We start from the raw sequence: 17,188 nt of genomic DNA, 5'->3' as shown, positions 1-17,188 counted from the left end.
CTGTGTTCTCCCCAATCAGCGCGCTGCGGTGGTGACGATGTGGTCGACCAGCACCGACGGCGTCATCACGGCGTCGGGCGGGATGCAGCCGACCGGCAGGATGTCCTCGGCCTCGGCGATCACGGTGGCGCCGGCCATCGCCATCAGCGGGTTGAAGTTGCGGGCGGTCAGCGCGTAGGTCAGGTTGCCGTACAGGTCGGCCTGCTTGGCGGACACCAGCGCGAAGTCGGCCTTGATCGGCAGTTCCAACAGATAGGTGGTGCCGTCGATCTCGACCGTGCGCTTGCCCTCCTCCACGATGGTGCCGACGCCGGTGGGGGTCAGGACGCCGCCCAGCCCGACGCCGCCGGCGCGGATGCGCTCGGCCAGCGTGCCCTGCGGCACCAGCTCCACCTCGATCGCGCCGGCGATCATCTGCTTCTGGGTGTCGGCGTTCAGGCCGATGTGGCTGGTGACGACCTTGCGCACCAGCTTTTCCACCACCAGCTTGCCGAGCCCGTAGGTCGGGCGCGACGTGTCGTTGGCGATGATGGTCAGGTCGCGCTTGCCCTGGCGGATCAGCTCGTCCACCAGGCGGTTGGGACCACCGACGGCCATGAAGCCGCCGATCAGCAGCGAGGCGCCGTCGGGAATGAGCGCGACCGCGTCCTCCAGGGAAATCAGTTTGTTCTTCATCAGACGATTCCGGTCAGGTAGTAGACGGCGATCACGACGAAGACCGCCAGGGTCTTGATGCAGGTGACGGCGAAGATGTCGCCGTAGGATTGCCGGTGGGTCAAACCGGTGACGCCCAGCAGGGTGATGACGGCGCCGTTGTGCGGCAGCGTGTCCATGCCGCCGCTGGCCATGGCGGCGACGCGGTGCAGCACCTCCATCGGGATGCCGGCGGCGTTGGCGGCGGTGATGAACTGGTCGGCCATGGCGGCCAGCGCGATGCTCATGCCGCCCGAGGCCGAGCCGGTGATGCCGGCCAGCGCCGTGACGGTCACCGCCTCGTTCACCAGCGGGTTGGGGATCGACTGCAGCGCGTCGCGGATGACCAGGAAGCCGGGCAGCGCCGCGATCACCGCGCCGAAGCCGTATTCCGACGCCGTGTTCATCGAGGCGAGCAGCGAGCCGCCGATGGCGGCCTTGGTGCCCTCGGCGAAGCGCTGCGACACCGGTTTCCAGGCGAAGGCCAGCACGATCAGGATGCCGCAGAGCAGCGCCCCTTCCACCGCCCAGATGCCGGCGACGCCGGAGACCTGGGTGACCAGCGGCTTGGCGCCGGGGGTCAGCGCCACCTCGCTGGTCGCGCCGTAGATGCCGGGGATCGCCAGGGTGAACAGCTTGTTCAGCACGCCGACCGCGACCAGCGGCGACAGCGCCAGCAGCGGGTTCGGCAGGGCTTCGGCCGCGACCGTCTCCGGCTCGTTGGTGTGGCCGCTGCCATAGCCCTCGCCGCGGGCGATGGCGGACCGCACGCGCCATTCCAGATAGGCCAGCCCGACCACCAGGATGAAGGCGGCGCCGATCAGCCCCAGCCAGGGGGCGGCGTAGGCGTCGGTCTTGAAGAAGGTCGTGGGGATGATGTTCTGGATCTGCGGCGTGCCCGGCAGCGCGTCCATGGTGACGGTGAAGGCGCCCAGCGCGATGACGCCGGGGATCAGGCGCTTGGGGATGTCGCCCTGCCGGAACATCTCGGCGGCGAAGGGGTAGACGGCGAAGACCACCACGAACAGCGACACGCCGCCGTAGGTCAGCAGCAGGCAGACCAGCACGATGGAGGTCACCGCCCGCTCGCGCCCGACCAGCTTGATGACGGCCGAGACGATCGACTTGGAGAAGCCGGACAGCTCGATCACCTTGCCGAACACGGCGCCCAGCAGGAAGACCGGGAAGTACAGCTTCACGAAGCCGACCATCTTGTCCATGAACAGGCCGGTGAAGACCGGCGGCACGGCGGACGGGTCGGTCAATAGCACGGCCCCCAGCGCCGCCACCGGCGCGAAGAGGATGACGCTGAAGCCGCGGTACGCGACCAGCATCAGGAACGCGAGCGCTCCCACGCAGATCAGGAAACTCATGTGGACGATGCTCCCTCGGTGTTTTTCTTGAGGTGTTGTCTTGGATTACGGGCGCAGCAGCCCGCGCAGCCGGGCCAAGCCGGCGTCGTAGAGGTCGCGGACGAAGCGTTCGGCGTCCGCCTCCGAACGGTCGAGCGGGTGAAAGGTCGCGGTCCAGATCAGCACCGCCTGCGCGTCGCCTTCCGGGCGCAGGCGGATCTGGGCCAGCAGCTCGGCCACCGGATAGGGCCCCTCGATCACCGCGTAGGTGTAGGCGTCGTCGACCCGGCTGACATGCTCCAGCCGGTGGACCACCCGCGACCCGTCATAGAGCCGCAGGCACCGCAAGGCCCCCTTCTCCGCGCGCCCCGTCTCCGCAGTGTCGACCGTCATCGACGCCGCACCGGGATACCAGTCGCCCAACGCACCATCCCACCGCACCAGCGGCCACAGGTGGCGCGCCGGGACGGGCAGAAGGGTGGTGGTGGTGACCAGCGGCATCGCGGGCTCTCTCGGTGACGGCCCCCGGACGGGGTGCATGCATCCGTATCAGCAAGGCGCGTGCCAGAAGGCGGATGATTGGAGACCGGGAAAGATTCCGTTGAAAGTGTTGGATTTACCGGCTGTCGCGGTCGGAACCGACGATCGGGTCCGTCTCTGGAATGAGACGGTTCGTGGAAATGGCGTCTTTAAAACGAGACTAAGTCTCTTATTCGAGACATCGGGGAGCCCGTGCAACGAACCGGCGGAGCGGGCGGTTTGATGAGGTCCGCAGGCACCAACTTCCTGCCCGGAAACCGGCTTGACCTTCCCATCGCTGGAAGCCTCAGGCTGTCATCCATCCCACGAGACCCACGCACACACAGGAGACGATCATGCTGACGTTGAAGGTTTCCGGAATGACCTGCGGCCACTGCGCCCAGACTGTGACCAAGGCGGTGGAGGCCCTGCCCAAGGTCGAGCGGGCGCTGGTCGACCTCAAGGCCGGCGAGGTTGCGGTCGAGGGCAGCGCCGACGAGACCGCCATCCGCCAGGCGATCGAGGACGCCGGCTATGAGGTGACGGGCCAGGCGTAAGGGCGTCCGCCGGACAAGAACCCGCCGGAAACGAAAATGGGCGCCCGGCCCGTGCGGCCAGCGCCCATTCTCGGTGACGTCGTCCCGGAAGGTTCTGTGAAGCCGGTCCTACTTCGTGAGGATCAGCTTGTTGGCGCGGGTCACGCGCAGGCGGTAGCTCTGCCCGGCGTGCTGGATCACGATCTCGCGGCTGCCCGACATCAGGCGGGCCGATTCGACCACCGGAAGGGAGATGGCGAAGGAGGCGGGAGCGGAAACGGCGCTGTCGTGCATGGCGTGTCTTTCCTGCTGAGCGGACGATGCGGGCTTGCGTTGCCTGGGCCTGAACCCTGAAGCGACGTTAGCCGCGACGCCGGCTAATTGCAAGTCATTCTCATTCGCTTTTTGGGTAAGGCCCGACCGCCCGGTGGACCTGGGTGCGCAGGGTGGCGGCCAGCAGCTTGTTGTACTCGTTCACCAGCAGGTTGGCGGTCCCCGGCCACATCCACCAGTCGTCGAGGTGGACGGTGGGGGCGACCACCGGATGGGGGACCAGCTCGACGTCGGGCATCGCCATCCCCAGTTCCAGCAGGCTGCGCCGCATGTGGTAGTTGGCCGTCACCACCCGCAGCGAGCGGAAGCCCTGGTCGCGCATCCAGTCCGCCGTCTCGTAGGCGTTGCCGATGGTGCTGTCGGCCGAATAGCCCAGCGTGATGCAGCATTCCATCTCGGTCGGCGACCGGCGGGACAGCTTCAACAGCTCCTGCACGTCGACGCCGTCGTAGACGCCGGAGACGAACAGCTTGCGCGCCCGCCCGGCGGCCAGCAGCTCCAGCCCGGTGCTCAGCCGGTTGCTGCCGCCGGTCAGCACGACGATGGCGTCGGTCGTCCGCTGCGCGTCGGGGGCGGTGCGCGGCACGTCGGCGGCGTACCAGACCAGCCCAGCGGTCCAGGCGACCGCCAGCAGCACGGCGCCGGTCAGCAGATGCCCGACCGCCCGCGCCATCGTCCCGCCCCGCCGCCGGCTGCCGGCCCGGATCACGGCATCGACTCCAGCGTGCGCAGCACGGTCCAGCGCGTGGTCACCAGCGCCAACAGCGCCACCGCCCCCGGCACCAGCAGCAGCGCCGCCCATTGCCAGGGCTCCAGCGACAGGCTCGGCAGCAGGCTGGCCCGCAGCCCCTGCGAGGCGCGGTGCAGCCCGAACAGCGTGCCCCCGGCCAGCAGCAGCCCGACCGCGCCGCCGCGCAGGCTCAAGCCGACGACATGCCGTTCGAACTGGCGCGAGACATAGCGGTCCGTGGCGCCCATCAGGTGCAGCAGCTCCACCACCGGCCGGTGAATGGCCAGCCCGGTGCGCACCGCGAACACCACGGTCGTCACCGCCGCCGCCCCGACCAGCAGGACCACCCCCAGCGCCGCCAGCCGCACCGCCCCGGCGAAGGAGCGCAGGTCGGCCAGCCACACCGCGTGGTCGTCCAGCGTCGCCCCCGGCGCGGCGGAGGTCAGGCGCAGCGTCAGCGCGGCGACGTCGACCGGCCCTTCGGTGGTGACGTCGATCAGCCGTGGCATCGGCAGCAGCGGGTCCGCCGCCCCCGGGCCGAGCCAGGGCTCCAGCAGCCGGGCGATCTCGCCGCCGGACAGCACGGTCGCCGACCGGATGCCGGGCGAGGCGCGCAGCACGGTCAGCGCCGCTTCCACCCGCTCGTCCAGCGGCGGCACCGGCGCGCCCGGCATCGGGGCGACCTGCACGGTCAGCCCGCCGGCCAGCCCGTTGTCCCAACGCCGCGCCATGTCGGACACCACCATGGCGCCGGCCAGCGCCAGCGCCGCCAGGAACACCATCAGCGCGGTGATCCAGCCGAGGAAGCGCGAGCTGGGATCGACCGCCAGCGGCAGGTCGGAACGGGGCCGCACCGGACGAAGCGCCATGCCGCTACTCCCACTCCCCATCGCGGACGCGGCCATCCTGCGCCCTTGCCCCGCGGGCGGGCATCACCAGCAGGCGGCCGTTGTCGAGATGCAGGCGCGGATGGTCGAAACGGCGGATCAGCGCCTCGTTGTGGGTGGCGATCACCACGGTGGTCCCCAGCTTGTGCAGTTCCTCGAACAGGTAGAGCAGCCGCATGCCGATGCCGTCGTCGACGTTGCCGGTCGGCTCGTCGGCCAGCAGCAGGCGCGGCCGGTTGATGACCGAGCGGGCGATGGCGACGCGCTGCTGCTGGCCGCCCGACAGGGTGGAAGGCTTGGCGTGCAGATGGTTGCCCAAGCCCACCCAGCGCAGAATCTCGGTGCAGTGGGCGACGATGTCGGCCTCCGGCGTCCCGGCCATCCGCAGCGGCAGCGCCACATTGTCCAGCGCCGACAGATGGTCGAGCAGCGCGAAGTCCTGGAACACCACGCCGATCCGCCGCCGCAGCTCCGGCAGTTCGGCGCGGGTGACCAGCGCCATGTCGCGGCCGAACAGGGTGATCAGGCCGCGCGACGGACGGTGCGCCAGATACATCAGCTTCAGCAGCGACGATTTGCCCGCCCCACTGGCCCCGGTCAGGAAATGGAAGGACGCCGGCGGAAGGGTGAAGCTGACATCGCGCAGCACCTCCGCCTCGCTGCCGTAACGCAAGCCGACATTCTCGAAACGAATCACGGTCCCACCACAGCCTCGCCAACCGTCCGCGCCGGGGACAATGCACCCGCGCCCCGGCCGAGTCCACCCCGCCGCCCCTCGCCGCCCCTCCAGCCGCGGCAGGGCGCCCGGCGGGGACGCGGAATACTTGAGAAGTGGACGAAGACCTGACAAGTTGCCGGCCATGATCTGGATCCGGTCCCTTGCCTTCAACATCGCGTTCCACCTCTGGACCGCGCTGCTGTGCTTCGCCCTGCTGTGGATGCTGCTGCTGCCGCGTCCGCAGATGGTGGCGGTCGTGATGTGGTACCTGCGCAGCGTCGGCTGGCTGGAGCGCACGCTCGTCGGCATCCGCTACGAGGTGCGCGGGCGGGAGAATCTGCCCGACGGCCCCTTCCTGCTGGCGGCCAAGCACCAGTCGGCCTGGGAGACGATGAAGCTCCACCTGCTGGTCGAGGATCCGGCGATCATCCTGAAGCGCGAGCTGATGTGGATCCCGATCTGGGGCTGGTACGCCGCCAAGGCGAAGATGATCCCGGTCGACCGCGGTGCCGGCGGGGCGGCGATCAAGTCGCTGATCCGCAACTCCCGCCCGGTCCGCGACCAGGGCCGGCCCATCGTGATCTTCCCGCAGGGCACCCGCGTCGCCCCCGGCACCTACAAGCCCTACCGGGTCGGCGTCGGCGTCCTCTACGACAGCCTGGGCATCCCGATCGTGCCGATGGCGCTGAACGCCGGCCTCTATTGGCCGCGCCACAGCTTCCTGAAACGCCCCGGCACGGTGGTGGTTGAGTTCCTGCCGCCGATCCTCCCCGGCCGGCCGCGCGGCGAGGCGATGCGCGACCTGGAAGACCGGCTGGAGGCCGCCAGCGACCGCCTGTCCGTCGCCGCCGGCGGCCCGCCGACCATCCGCCCGACCGACGCCGCGCCCGCCCGCGACAAACGGACGGCGACGGCGGTGTCGTGAGGGAGCGGTCCGCTCCTCCCGCCCTGTTCGCATCGGGAGCGCCCATCGCTCCCGGCCATGCGGTCGTCACTCAGTCATCATCGTCGTCGAGGTCGGCCATCAGCGCAGAGACGCTGCTGTCCGGATAGACGCCTCACCCGATCGGCGCGGCGAGTGCCCAGGTGATGCCGAAGGGGTCGCGGAGCTGGCCGTAGCGGTCGCCCCAGAACATGTCGGTCAGCGGCATCACAACCTCGGCCCCGGCGGCGACGGCGCGGGACCACCACGCTTCGACATCGTCGACCTGGAGGTGGAGCAGGTAACCCTGCGGCTTGGCCTGCGCCGACTCCGCGCAGAAATCAGAGAACATCAGCGGGCCGCCGTTGATGGTCAGGTGGCAATGCATCAACCGGCGCCCGTCCTCGGCCGGCAGGCGGAAGACCTCTTCGGCCCCGAAGGCCCGCGTGTAGAACGCGGCCGCGGCGGCGGCATCGCTGATGGCGAGATAGGGGATGACGCCGGTCAGGACCGGACGGTCGGCCTGGGCGGGGGTGGCAAGGGTCGCGGCGCTGTCGGTCATCGCTGAACATCCTTCCTGCATCGTGGTGATGCCCGCCTGTTCCGGCGGGCTTGCCCCAAGGACGGATGGGCGCGACCAGCGCCGACAGCGGCCCTGAAAAAAATTCAGACCGGACGTTCAGACCCCGCAGCCGGCCCGATAGCGCTCCATCGCGTCGCGGATGTCGTCGGGAATCGGCACCGCGGCGAAGCTGTCCAGCGAGGTGGTGACCAGCGTCAGGCTGCCCGACAGCCGCACCTGCCCCTGGTTCTCGCCGTTGATGCGCAGTTGCAGCGAGCTGCGGCCCAGACGTTCGATCAGGACGCCCAGCGTCAGCGTGTCGCCCATCCGGCTCGGCACCAGGAAATCGCATTCGGCGTGGACGATCGGCAGGCCCAGGCGCCGTTCCAGGATCATGCTGGCGTAGTCGATGTCCAGTCCCTGGGTGAACCAGTCCTCCACCGCGCCGTTGAACATGTCGAAATAGACCGGGAAATAGACGATCCCGGCCGGGTCGCTGTGGGAAAAGCGAATGGGCCGCTGCACCCGGAAACAGCCCGGCGGCAACGGCCGGTGGCTGGGGTGGTCGTCGGGACGGCGCAGCCGCTCGCTGAACTCGTGCATCACTCGGTCAATCCTTGTTCCGCGCTGATTCCGTCGGCAACCAGGTGGTGCCGGGACCCGCGCGGGCGCCGCCATTCAAAGCCGGCGGTCCATCAGTTGTGGCTATCCCAAACAATCCGGGAAAAGCACCTTTCGTTCAACGGCTTCCTGCAGCTATTGGGGTTTTCCGCTATTTTTCACAGGGATCCCTGTTGCCGAAATGCTGCACTGCAATCAAGACGTCGGGGTGAATCGGGCCGACGTCGGCTTGACCATAATTTGTCCCAAATTCCGGGCCCCGGCGGCGAAACATCACACAAAGATCCCGCCGGACTTGTCCATCCTCGCCGCGCAACCGGGTTCAGGCCCAACCGACTCCAGGCCCGAAGGATTTCTCAGGCCCAACCGAATTCAGGCCCAGGCCGGGCCAGCAATCAGGCGAGGACACCGCACCCATGGCCAGCACCACCACCAAGATCGTCGTGAACGCGCAGGGCAAGGCCGCCGCCGGCACCAACGCGCACTTCACCCTTCTGGTCGACGGCACCAAGGTCGGCGAAGGCAGCGCCGCCGCCACGGCGAAGGACTTCACCTTCACCCCGACGCTGAGCGCCGACACCGCGCACAAGGTGCAGATCCAGTACGACAACGACGCGACCATCAGCGGCGAAGACCGCAACCTGACGGTCAACGGCATCAGCATCGGCGGCAAGTCGGTCGCGCCGACCGCCGGCATCGTCAGCTACGACAAGTTCGCGCTCGACGGCAAGGACGTCGTCGCCGGCCAGTCCAACATGTGGTGGGACGGCACGCTGGTGGTGAACGCCGACAAGAGCTATTTCCCCGCCTCCACCACCGCCGCCCCGACCGCTGGCGCTGCCGGCGGCAAGGACACCATCGTGGTGAACGCCTCCGGCACCGAGGCGGCCGGCGTGAACGCCCATTTCAAGCTGCTGGTCGACGGCAAGACGATCGGCGAGGCCACGGTGGGCACCGCCGCCAAGGCCTACAGCTTCACCACCGACGCCACCGACGGCGCCGCGCACAAGATTCAGGTCCAGTACGACAACGACGCCGTCATCAACGGCCAGGACCGTGGGCTGACCGTCAACAGCATCGCCGTCAACGGCCACAGCTACGCCTCGACCAGCAGCGCCGTCACCTATGACAAGGGCGCGCTCGACGGCAAGGACGTGGTCGCCGGACAGAAGGGCCTGTGGTGGGACGGCACGCTGGAGCTGCACGCCCCGGCCTCCGACTTCCCGGCCGGCACCACCACGGCGCCGACCACCCCCACCACCCCCACCACGCCGACGACCCCGACAACGCCGACCACCCCCTCGGCGGGGACGCCGACCGGCCCGGCCTTCTATGTCGCGACCAACGGCAAGGACAGCTGGTCGGGCAAGCTGGCCGCCCCGAACGCCGACGGCACCGACGGCCCCTTCGCCAGCCTGGCCAAGGCGCAGACGGCGATGCGCGCCGATCCCACCATCGACACCACCTATGTCCGCGGCGGCGACTATCACCCGGCGAACGGGCTGTGGCTGGACGGCCAGGATTCCGGCGTGTCCTTCCACGGCTACGGCAACGAGAAGGCGGTGATCCACGGCAGCTCGCAGGCTTCGGTGTCGTTCGGCCTCGGCGGTGCCAAGAACGTGACCATCGAGGGCCTGACCTTCGCCGACGGCGTCGTGGGCGGGCACTACGTCTTCGCCGACAACGCCGCCGGCCTGACCTTCGCGAACAACGTCGTGAAGGGTGGCGGCTATGGCATCACGGTGCAGAACAGCGCCAACAGCCAGGTCGTCGGCAACCAGTTCGACCACACCGGCGCCGAGGCCATCTTCGTGAAGGCCCACTCCAACGCCACGGTGGTGTCCAACAACCTCGTCCAGCATTCGAACGCGGCCAACCGCGGCGATGCCGGGATCTGGATCAACGGCAGCTCCGACGTCAAGGTCACGCACAATCAGGTCGAGAACTCGCCGGAAAAAGGCATCGCCGTCGGCTCGGTTCAAACGGATGGCAGCGACGCGACCTACCGGGTGACCATCGCCAACAACAAGGTGGTCAACGCCAACCTGGAATCGAACGACGGCGGCGGCATCTACCTGATCAACCGCCAGCAGGACCTGACCAACCACACCGTCCTCAACAACGAGGTGACCGGCACCACGGCGACCAACCCCACGGGCGACGTGGCGAGCCGGGGCATCTACCTCGACGACTGGACCAGCGGCGTCACGGTGAAGGGCAACTACGTCCACGGCAACATCGGCGGCATCTTCCTGCATGGCGGCTGGAACAACACGGTGGACAACAACCTGATCGCCGGCAACACCGGCGAGGCCATCGGCCTGCAGCAGAACGTTGGCTGGAGCGGCTGGAAGGGCCACGTGATGTCGAACAACCAGATCACCGGCAACGTGATCGACACCTCGAAGGGCGACGCCGTCGAGATCTACGGACCGTCGACCTCCGGCAGCTTCCACGACAACGAGTATGCCGGCGCCAACGCCAACGCCCAGCTGTTCCACGCCTGGCCCCAGGTGATGTCCAGCGGCTCGGCCGGCACCCTGCAGAACTGGCAGTCCGCCGGTTACGACCAGGGGTCGGAATGGCTGAACGCCCACTTCACCAACGCGTCGGCGGGCAACTACACGCTGGCGTCGGACTCGCCGGTCTACCAGCACGGCTTCGACGCCCTGGCGTTCGACCAGATGGGCCTGCTGCACGGGGCGTAAGAACCCCCGGTTCCCGGAACGCCGGTCATAGAACCGGCGGCCGGGGCGGAGTTATGCGCCGGCGCTTCGTCGTCGGCGCAACGATCGGCTGGAACCTTGGGGTGGACAAGACGTTATCGCTTTCGAAACGTCGCCCGGCCAAACGCCGGGGGCATCTTGAAGACAAGACGCGCCACCCCAACCTGTCATTCCGGCACTGCCGCCGCGCTCGTCAAAGGAACGCGGGACTGATCCCACGAAACACATCGGACGCCCTGTCCGATACGGGACCGGCACGCCGTGGGCCTGGTCGGCGTCACGCCGACGGCCAGCCAATTCAAGAGGAAACCATGGACCGCCGTGACATCTGGATGAAGGATCCCGAGCTGAAGGCCGCCTACGAGGCGCTCGGCCCGAAATTCCGCCGCGAGGTCGAGATGGCGCAGCAGCGGCGCGACCCGCGCAGCCTGCAGGGCGCCGCCATCGCATCGCGCGCCGCCCGCCCCCACACCACCACCCATTCCGCGGCCGGTGCGCAGGGCCGCCCCCATTCCGGCGCCGCCCGCCGCTGAGTTCACCGCCAAGGTCGCCGCTGAATGGCCGGACTCCTGGCAAAATCGAGTCGCAGGGACGGGAATTAAGCCGAAACGGCCGTGATCCACACCGCAAGGGGCCGCCAGGGGTGGACCCGCGGCGAAAAATCGGCATAGGTTTGGAGGCTTTCCGCGCCTTCACCCGCCTCATCCCCCGTTTCCGGCCCGATCGATGCCCCCTGCCAGCCGCCCGCAACACGCGCTGCCCCCCCGGCTGCGACGCCCCCGTCATGTCTGGGTGTCCCCCAGAAGCTGGCGCCGGCGCCTGCTGTTCTGGAGCGGGGCCGGCGCGGTCGGGCTGATCGCCGTCCTGTTCGCCGTCGCCGCCGACCACGCCCAGCACCTGTTCCAGACCGCGGTCGCCGCCCTGCCCTGGCTGCCTTTCCTGGTGACGCCGCTGGGCATCGCCCTGTCGGCCTGGGTGGCGTTGCGCGTTGTGCCGGGATCGCAGGGCAGCGGCATCCCGCAGGCCATCGCCGCCCGCCACATCCAGGACCCGGCGGCCAAGCGCCGCCTGCTGTCGCCGCGCATCGCCGTCGGCAAGATCCTGCTGACCCTGGTCGGGCTGCTGTGCGGCGCCTCCATCGGGCGCGAGGGGCCGACGGTGCAGATCGGCGCCTCGGTGATGCTGATCGCCGGCTCGCTCGCCGGGTTGGGGCGCGAGCCCGGCCTGATCCTGGCCGGCGGGGCCGCCGGCGTCGCCGCCGCCTTCAACACGCCGCTGGCCGGCATCGTCTTCGCCATCGAGGAGATGGCCCGCAGCTTCGAGAAGCGCACCAGCAGCCTCGTCCTGGTCGCGGTGGTGGCGGCCGGCCTGGTCGCCATCGGGCTGCTCGGCAACTACGCCTATTTCGGCCACACCGCCGCTTCGGTGGGTTGGGGGGACTGGAAGGCGGTGCTGGGGACCGGTGTCGTCGGCGGGCTGGCCGGCGGCGGGTTCAGCACGCTGCTGCTGTGGCTGTCGGGCCGGATCCGCCACGGTTTCGGCGGCCGACTCGCCCGCCACCCGGTGCTGGTGGCGCTGGGCTGCGGCGTCGCCCTGGCGGTCATCGGCGTCGCCACCGGCGGCCTGACCTTCGGCACCGGCTATGAACAGGCCCGCGCCACGCTGGACGGGGCGTCGGTGCTGCCCTGGTACTACGCCCCGGCCAAGCTGCTGGCGACGGCGCTGTCGGGGGTCTGCGGCATCCCCGGCGGCATCTTCTCCCCCTCGCTGTCGGTGGGGGCCGGCATCGGCTCCGTCATCGGCGGCCTGCTGCCGGACAGCCCGCTGGGTGGCGTCGTGCTGCTGTCGATGGTCGGCTATTTCGCCGGCGTGGTGCAGGCGCCGCTGACCGCCGTCATCATCGTGACCGAGATGAGCGCGTCGCCCGACATGCTGCTGCCGCTGATGGTCAGCGCGCTGATCGCCACCAGCCTGTCGCGGCTGGTCTGCCCGAAGTCGGTCTACCACGCGATGGCCGAAGGCTTCCTGGAGCTGCTGAAGGCGGAGGAGGCCGGCAAGCCGGCCCCGGCCACACCCACCGGGAAGACCGCGGCGACGCTGCCGTCGGCGTGACGGCCGGCGAACGCCCGATACCGGCGAACGCTTGAACGGAGCTTTCAAGCGTTCGCCGGGATTTCACGCCCAGGCGCTCGCCCCATCCAGCCGCGCGATGTCCTCGGCGTCGAGACGCAGGGACGCCGCGGCGATCAGGTCGGCCATCTGCTCCGGCTTCGACGCGCTCACGATGGGGGCGGTCAGACCGGGGCGGGCGATCAGCCACGCCAGCGCCACCTGCGCCGGGGTGGCGGCGTGGCGCTGCGCCACCGCGTCCAGCGCCGCCAGGATCGCCCGGCCGCGGTCGTTCAGGTATTTCGACACCGCCCCCTGCCCGCGGGCGCTCTTGCCGGCATCGGCGGCCGAGCGGTATTTGCCGGTCAGGAAGCCGGCGGCCAGCGCGTAGTAGCTGATGACGCCCAGGCCATTGTCACGGCACAGCCCCTCCAGCTCCGCCTCGTAGCCCTGCCGGCTGTAGAGGTTGTATTCCGGCTGCAGCGTCTCATAGCGCGGCAGGCCGGTGCGGGCGCTGACCGCCAGCGCCTCCGCCAAGCGCGGCGCGGTCAGGTTGGAGGCGCCGATGGCCCGGACCTTGCCCTGGTCGATCAACTCCTTGTAGGCGCCCAGCGTGTCCTCGAACGGCGTCGCCGGGTCGTCCCAGTGCGACTGGTAGAGGTCGATGCGGTCGGTCTGGAGCCGGCGCAGCGAATCCTCCACCGCCGTCCGGATCCAGGCGGGGGACAGGCCCTTCTTGCCCGGCCCCATCTCCGACCCGACCTTGGTCGCCAGCACGACGCGGTCGCGGTTGCCGCGGCTCTTCATCCAACGGCCGATGATCATTTCGGACTCGCCGCCTTTGTTGCCCGGCGCCCAGGCGGAATAGACGTCGGCGGTGTCGATGAGGTTGAAGCCGGCCTCGACGAAACCGTCGAGCAGCCGGAAGGACGTCGCCTCGTCGGCGGTCCAGCCGAACACGTTGCCGCCGAAGCAGAGCGGGGCGACCGTCAGGCCGCTGCGGCCGAGTGGACGTTGATCCATGTGTCTTTCTCCTTGGCTGGTCGTGGCGTCGGGTCTTGCCCTCAGGCGGTGCGACGCCTGCGGAATTCGGTCAGGTAGAACAGCAGGCCCAGCGCCGGAAAGGCAAAGCCGATCCAGGTCACCGGCCCCCAGCCGCCGAGCGCGAAGGCCGTGCCGGCCAGCGCCGAGCCGGCGGCACCGCCGACGAAGAAGATCGCCATATAGATGGCGTTCATCCGGCTGCGAGTCTCGGCCCCCAGCGAGTAGATGGCGCGCTGCCCCAGCACCATGTTCATCTGCACCCCCATGTCGAGCAGCAGCCCGGCCAGCACCAGCAGGGCGATGGAGCCCTCCCCGGCCCGCGCCACGAAGAAGGACAGCGCCGCCGTCGCCAGCGCGAAGCCGGTCGCCGGCCGGGTCCAGCCGCGGTCGGCGATCCGCCCGGCGATCGGCGCCACCAGGGCGCCGGCCGCCCCCGACAGCGCGAACAGCGCGATGCCGCGCTGGGTCAGGTGGAAAGGCGCCCCGGCCAACAGCAGCGGCACGGCGGTCCAATAGAGGCTGAAGGACGCGAACATCATGGTCTGGTAGGCGGTGCGGCGCTGGAGCACCGGCGTGCGCACCAGGAGCCGCCCGAGCGAGCCGAGCAGCGCCCCGTAGCTCGACCGGCTCGTCGGCCGCCGCTGCGGCAGCACGCGGGTCAGCAGGACGGCGAAGCCGACCATCACGACGGCCGACAGGCCGAACACCGCGCGCCAGCCGAAGCTGTCGGCGATCAGGCTCGACACCGGCCGCGCCAGCAGGATGCCGAGCAGCAGCCCGCTCATCACGCTGCCGACCACCCGCCCGCGCGACGCCTCCGGCGCCATGTGGGCGGCGAGCGGCACCAGCATCTGCACGGCGACGGAGGTCACGCCGATCAGGAAAGACGCCGCCAGGAACAGCCCGGCCGACGGCGCGACGGCCGCCACCAGCAGCGCCACCACGGTGCTGCACAGGGTGACGCCGACCAGCCGCCGATTCTCCAGCAGGTCGCCCAGCGGCACCAGCAGGATCAGCCCGGCGCCGTAGCCGATCTGGGTCAGGGTGACGACCAGGCTGGCGGTCTCCGGCGACAGCCCGACCGCCGGGCCGATCAGCGCGACCAGCGGCTGGGCGTAGTAGATGTTGGCGACCACCACGCCGCAGGCCAGCGCCATCAGCAGGATGAGCGAACGGGACAGGGCCGGATGGGCGGCGTCTTCGGCAAGCGGGGCGGCGGTCGAGGGCATCGCGCGGTCCTGTGGGGGCCGGAGGGGACATGGCCGTGGGGCGGCCAGAGGCAAGAACAGCCGGCACCGTACGTCGGCACGCGCGCCCGGCGCATCGGCAATTTGCGCCACCCCGTTATGCCCGGCCCGACACTGGCGGCTCAGGCCGCCTCGCCGCAACGGGCGTAGAGCCAGTCCCGGAACGGCGCAAAGCCGGCATCCTCGCGACGGGAGGCGCGGTAGACCAGATACCAGGAATGGACCATCGGCACCGCCAGCGGGAAGGGGATGGCCAGCCGCCCGACGGCGAGGTCGTCCAGGATGTAGAGCGTCGGGGCCAGCGCCACCCCGATGCCGTCGGTCGCCGCCTGCAAGGTCATCGCGTAGCTGCCGAAGGACAGCCCTTTCGGCGTCGGCCCCTCCATCCCGGCGGCGGCCAGCCAGCGCGGCCAGTCCTCCCCCCAATGCGAGACGTGCAGCAGCGTGGCGGCGGCCAGATCCGCCGGTGTCCGCAGTTCGGCCGCCAGCCGTGGGGCGCAGACCGGCTGCATGGTGGAGGAGAACAGCCGCTCCGCTTCATAGCCCGGCCATTGGCCGTCACCCAGCAGGACGGCGCAGGTCCAGTCGTCGTTCATCGGCGCACCGGCTCCGCCGGTGGCGATCCGCACCTCGATCTCCGGATGGCTGAGGTGGAAGCTGGACAGGCGCGGGATCAGCCAGCGCACCGCCACCGTCGCCCCCATCCCCACCGTCAGCACCGGCCCGGCCCGCATCGCCGACACCTGTTCCACCCGCCGGGCGATCGAATCGAGCGCCTCGGTCAGCGCCGGCTGCAACGCCCGGCCGCGTTCAGTCAGCACCAGCGCGTTGGCCCGGCGGTCGAACAGCGGAAAGCCCAGCCGCTCCTCCAGCAGCCTGACCATGCGGCTGACCGCCGCCGGCGAGACGTGCAGCTCCGCCGCCGCCCCGGTGAAGCTGCCGTGGCGGGCCGCCGCCTCGAAGGCGCGCAGACCGTTCAGCGATGGCAGGCGCCGCATCGCGCTATCCTTACTTGACCCCAACTTTTCCTGAGGCTGAGCATCGAACAATGCCGTTTGCGGCGCAAGCCGCCACCGTGCGATTTTTCCAGCCTGATCTCTGACAATCGGACCGATTCATGCTGACGCTTCCGCTGATGGTGGGGCTTGGCCTCACCGTGCTCGTGACCTCGTTTCTGTCGGGCCTGTTCGGCATGGCCGGCGGCATGGTGCTGATGGGGCTGCTGCTGGTCCTGCTGCCGGTGCCGTCGGCGATGCTGCTGCACGGGGTGACGCAGTTCACCTCCAACGGCTGGCGGGCGTGGCTGTGGCGGCGCCATGTCGCCTGGCCGATCGTTCTGCGCTTCGCCCTCGGCAGCGCCGGGGCCGGCGCGATCTTCGCTCTGGTGGGCGCCGTGCCCGACCAGGCGGTGTCGCTGCTGATCCTGGGGCTGACGCCCTTCCTGGCGCTCGCCGTGCCCGGCCGCTGGGCGCTCGACGCGCAGAAGCCGCTGCACGGGCTGCTGGGCGGCTTCCTGTGCATGGGGGTGCAGCTGGTCGCCGGCATCTCCGGCCCGCTGCTCGACGTCTTCTTCGTCCGCACCCTGATGAGCCGGCAGACCGTCGTCGCCACCAAGGCGACCATCCAGGTCTTCGGCCACGTGGTGAAGATCGTCTATTTCGCCCCGCTGGTCGCCGCCGCGCCCGGCGAGACGGTGGAGGCGACGGTGATCCTGCTGTCGATCGGGATGGCGCTGCTGGGCACCAACCTGTCGCGCCGGGTGCTGGACCGCATGAGCGACGCCCAGTTCCGCCTGTGGAGCCGCTATCTGGTGATGGGAACCGCCAGCGTCTATCTGGGCCAGGGCCTGCTGCTGCTGGGCGCGCACTAGTCGATCCTTACGCCTTGGGGGCCGGATCCGGCGCCACCAGTCCATTGGAAGGCCGCTCTCCGATCCTTACGGCTTGGGGGCGGCCTTCCTTACATCCTGGGGGCGCCCAAGCCCTTGGAATCCTGAACAGCCGATCCTTACGACTCGGAGGAGTGCGTTGCGGAAGGCGATCCTTACTCCTTGGGGGCACAAATCCGGCGTTGGGTGCCCCCAGGCCGTAAGGATGAAACCTCTCCATCCATCCCTGAACAGCAAAAGCAGCCGCAAGCCCCCAAGGCGTAAGGATGGCGCTGGTCCTGAATCGCATCTCCGGGGGGCT

The 17,188-nt window shown here is 69.6% G+C and carries 18 protein-coding genes; 6 read left to right on the top strand and 12 right to left on the bottom strand.

Annotation, left to right across the window (positions count from 1 at the left end):
- Positions 1-15: 15 nt before the first annotated feature.
- From TSO352_RS01810 to TSO352_RS01800, 3 genes are read right to left on the bottom strand one after another with little or no spacing between them, the layout of a single operon-like run.
- A complete protein-coding gene (locus tag TSO352_RS01810) occupies positions 16-675 on the bottom strand; it encodes a 3-oxoacid CoA-transferase subunit A (RefSeq protein WP_109105684.1) in 660 nt (219 codons plus the stop codon).
- Positions 675-2,066, bottom strand: coding sequence for a GntP family permease (locus TSO352_RS01805; RefSeq protein WP_109105683.1), 1,392 nt, complete (start codon positions 2,064-2,066; stop codon positions 675-677). Before TSO352_RS01805 ends, TSO352_RS01810 begins: the two co-directional genes overlap by 1 nt.
- Before the next feature lie 45 nt (positions 2,067-2,111).
- On the bottom strand, positions 2,112-2,546 hold the full coding sequence (locus TSO352_RS01800; RefSeq protein WP_109105682.1) for an SRPBCC family protein: 435 nt from the start codon (positions 2,544-2,546) through the stop codon (positions 2,112-2,114).
- A gap of 374 nt (positions 2,547-2,920) precedes the next feature.
- Between TSO352_RS01800 and TSO352_RS01795 the strand changes: the two genes are divergently transcribed.
- Positions 2,921-3,121, top strand: a complete 201-nt coding sequence (locus TSO352_RS01795) for a cation transporter (RefSeq protein ID WP_109105681.1) — start codon at positions 2,921-2,923, stop codon at positions 3,119-3,121.
- Positions 3,122-3,229: 108 nt separating this feature from the next.
- On the opposite strand, the gene TSO352_RS01790 is transcribed toward TSO352_RS01795, so the two are convergent.
- The 4 genes from TSO352_RS01790 to ftsE form a co-directional block, all read right to left on the bottom strand.
- Positions 3,230-3,394, bottom strand: coding sequence for a hemin uptake protein HemP (locus TSO352_RS01790; RefSeq protein ID WP_109105680.1), 165 nt, complete (start codon positions 3,392-3,394; stop codon positions 3,230-3,232).
- A 100-nt stretch (positions 3,395-3,494) separates the two neighbouring features.
- Positions 3,495-4,142, bottom strand: coding sequence for a YdcF family protein (locus tag TSO352_RS01785; RefSeq protein WP_348770533.1), 648 nt, complete (start codon positions 4,140-4,142; stop codon positions 3,495-3,497).
- Positions 4,139-5,032, bottom strand: coding sequence for a hypothetical protein (locus tag TSO352_RS01780; protein WP_109105679.1), 894 nt, complete (start codon positions 5,030-5,032; stop codon positions 4,139-4,141). Before TSO352_RS01780 ends, TSO352_RS01785 begins: the two co-directional genes overlap by 4 nt.
- A 4-nt stretch (positions 5,033-5,036) precedes the next feature.
- Positions 5,037-5,747 carry a cell division ATP-binding protein FtsE gene (ftsE, locus tag TSO352_RS01775; RefSeq protein WP_109105678.1) on the bottom strand — a complete coding sequence of 237 codons (711 nt, stop codon included), beginning with the start codon at positions 5,745-5,747 and terminating at the stop codon, positions 5,037-5,039.
- A 163-nt stretch (positions 5,748-5,910) separates the two neighbouring features.
- On the opposite strand from ftsE, the gene TSO352_RS01770 reads away from it, so the two are divergent.
- A complete protein-coding gene (locus tag TSO352_RS01770; protein ID WP_109105677.1) occupies positions 5,911-6,693 on the top strand; it encodes a lysophospholipid acyltransferase family protein in 783 nt (260 codons plus the stop codon).
- A 133-nt stretch (positions 6,694-6,826) separates the two neighbouring features.
- Here the strand turns inward: TSO352_RS01770 and TSO352_RS01765 are convergent, their stop codons facing one another.
- Entirely contained in the window at positions 6,827-7,252 is a 426-nt protein-coding gene (locus TSO352_RS01765; protein ID WP_109105676.1) for a VOC family protein, read from the bottom strand.
- 117 nt (positions 7,253-7,369) lie between these two features.
- Positions 7,370-7,855 carry a thioesterase family protein gene (locus TSO352_RS01760; protein ID WP_109105675.1) on the bottom strand — a complete coding sequence of 162 codons (486 nt, stop codon included), beginning with the start codon at positions 7,853-7,855 and terminating at the stop codon, positions 7,370-7,372.
- A 434-nt stretch (positions 7,856-8,289) separates the two neighbouring features.
- On the opposite strand from TSO352_RS01760, the gene TSO352_RS01755 reads away from it, so the two are divergent.
- From TSO352_RS01755 to TSO352_RS01745, 3 genes are all read left to right on the top strand, one after another.
- Positions 8,290-10,581: a carbohydrate-binding domain-containing protein gene (locus TSO352_RS01755; protein WP_109105674.1), complete on the top strand. Its 2,292-nt coding sequence runs from the start codon at positions 8,290-8,292 to the stop codon at positions 10,579-10,581.
- 329 nt (positions 10,582-10,910) lie between these two features.
- Complete coding sequence (locus TSO352_RS33380) at positions 10,911-11,132, top strand: hypothetical protein (protein WP_199231457.1); 222 nt, start codon at positions 10,911-10,913, stop codon at positions 11,130-11,132.
- A 259-nt stretch (positions 11,133-11,391) separates the two neighbouring features.
- Entirely contained in the window at positions 11,392-12,711 is a 1,320-nt protein-coding gene (locus TSO352_RS01745) for a chloride channel protein (RefSeq protein ID WP_247871843.1), read from the top strand.
- A gap of 63 nt (positions 12,712-12,774) precedes the next feature.
- Here the strand turns inward: TSO352_RS01745 and TSO352_RS01740 are convergent, their stop codons facing one another.
- The 3 genes from TSO352_RS01740 to TSO352_RS01730 form a co-directional block, all read right to left on the bottom strand.
- The gene (locus tag TSO352_RS01740; RefSeq protein WP_109105672.1) at positions 12,775-13,731 is read right to left on the bottom strand and encodes an aldo/keto reductase; all 957 of its coding nucleotides are present in this window, start codon (positions 13,729-13,731) and stop codon (positions 12,775-12,777) included.
- A gap of 41 nt (positions 13,732-13,772) precedes the next feature.
- Complete coding sequence (locus TSO352_RS01735) at positions 13,773-14,981, bottom strand: MFS transporter (RefSeq protein WP_109105671.1); 1,209 nt, start codon at positions 14,979-14,981, stop codon at positions 13,773-13,775.
- Positions 14,982-15,121: 140 nt separating this feature from the next.
- Positions 15,122-15,997 carry a LysR substrate-binding domain-containing protein gene (locus TSO352_RS01730; protein ID WP_109105670.1) on the bottom strand — a complete coding sequence of 292 codons (876 nt, stop codon included), beginning with the start codon at positions 15,995-15,997 and terminating at the stop codon, positions 15,122-15,124.
- Between the two features lie 119 nt (positions 15,998-16,116).
- Between TSO352_RS01730 and TSO352_RS01725 the strand changes: the two genes are divergently transcribed.
- Entirely contained in the window at positions 16,117-16,869 is a 753-nt protein-coding gene (locus tag TSO352_RS01725) for a TSUP family transporter (protein ID WP_109105669.1), read from the top strand.
- Positions 16,870-17,188: the final 319 nt, after the last annotated feature.

The organism is Azospirillum sp. TSO35-2, assembly GCF_003116095.1.
In the GTDB taxonomy this organism is placed as follows: domain Bacteria; phylum Pseudomonadota; class Alphaproteobacteria; order Azospirillales; family Azospirillaceae; genus Azospirillum.
The sequence above is the reverse complement of the archived record's forward strand: the minus strand, read 5'-3'. Positions and strand labels throughout refer to the sequence as shown.

What these genes read in the sequence shown, in the direction of transcription:
- TSO352_RS01790 (WP_109105680.1), bottom strand. Translation starts at nt 3,394, where the DNA reads ATGCACGACAGCGCCGTTTCCGCTCCCGCCTCCTTCGCCATCTCCCTT.
- TSO352_RS01810 (WP_109105684.1), bottom strand. Translation starts at nt 675, where the DNA reads ATGAAGAACAAACTGATTTCCCTGGAGGACGCGGTCGCGCTCATTCCC.
- TSO352_RS01725 (WP_109105669.1), top strand. Translation starts at nt 16,117, where the DNA reads ATGCTGACGCTTCCGCTGATGGTGGGGCTTGGCCTCACCGTGCTCGTG.
- TSO352_RS01740 (WP_109105672.1), bottom strand. Translation starts at nt 13,731, where the DNA reads ATGGATCAACGTCCACTCGGCCGCAGCGGCCTGACGGTCGCCCCGCTC.
- TSO352_RS01770 (WP_109105677.1), top strand. Translation starts at nt 5,911, where the DNA reads ATGATCTGGATCCGGTCCCTTGCCTTCAACATCGCGTTCCACCTCTGG.
- TSO352_RS01730 (WP_109105670.1), bottom strand. Translation starts at nt 15,997, where the DNA reads ATGCGGCGCCTGCCATCGCTGAACGGTCTGCGCGCCTTCGAGGCGGCG.
- TSO352_RS01760 (WP_109105675.1), bottom strand. Translation starts at nt 7,855, where the DNA reads ATGCACGAGTTCAGCGAGCGGCTGCGCCGTCCCGACGACCACCCCAGC.
- TSO352_RS01735 (WP_109105671.1), bottom strand. Translation starts at nt 14,981, where the DNA reads ATGCCCTCGACCGCCGCCCCGCTTGCCGAAGACGCCGCCCATCCGGCC.
- TSO352_RS01800 (WP_109105682.1), bottom strand. Translation starts at nt 2,546, where the DNA reads ATGCCGCTGGTCACCACCACCACCCTTCTGCCCGTCCCGGCGCGCCAC.
- TSO352_RS01805 (WP_109105683.1), bottom strand. Translation starts at nt 2,066, where the DNA reads ATGAGTTTCCTGATCTGCGTGGGAGCGCTCGCGTTCCTGATGCTGGTC.
- TSO352_RS01780 (WP_109105679.1), bottom strand. Translation starts at nt 5,032, where the DNA reads ATGGCGCTTCGTCCGGTGCGGCCCCGTTCCGACCTGCCGCTGGCGGTC.
- TSO352_RS33380 (WP_199231457.1), top strand. Translation starts at nt 10,911, where the DNA reads ATGGACCGCCGTGACATCTGGATGAAGGATCCCGAGCTGAAGGCCGCC.
- TSO352_RS01795 (WP_109105681.1), top strand. Translation starts at nt 2,921, where the DNA reads ATGCTGACGTTGAAGGTTTCCGGAATGACCTGCGGCCACTGCGCCCAG.
- TSO352_RS01755 (WP_109105674.1), top strand. Translation starts at nt 8,290, where the DNA reads ATGGCCAGCACCACCACCAAGATCGTCGTGAACGCGCAGGGCAAGGCC.
- TSO352_RS01765 (WP_109105676.1), bottom strand. Translation starts at nt 7,252, where the DNA reads ATGACCGACAGCGCCGCGACCCTTGCCACCCCCGCCCAGGCCGACCGT.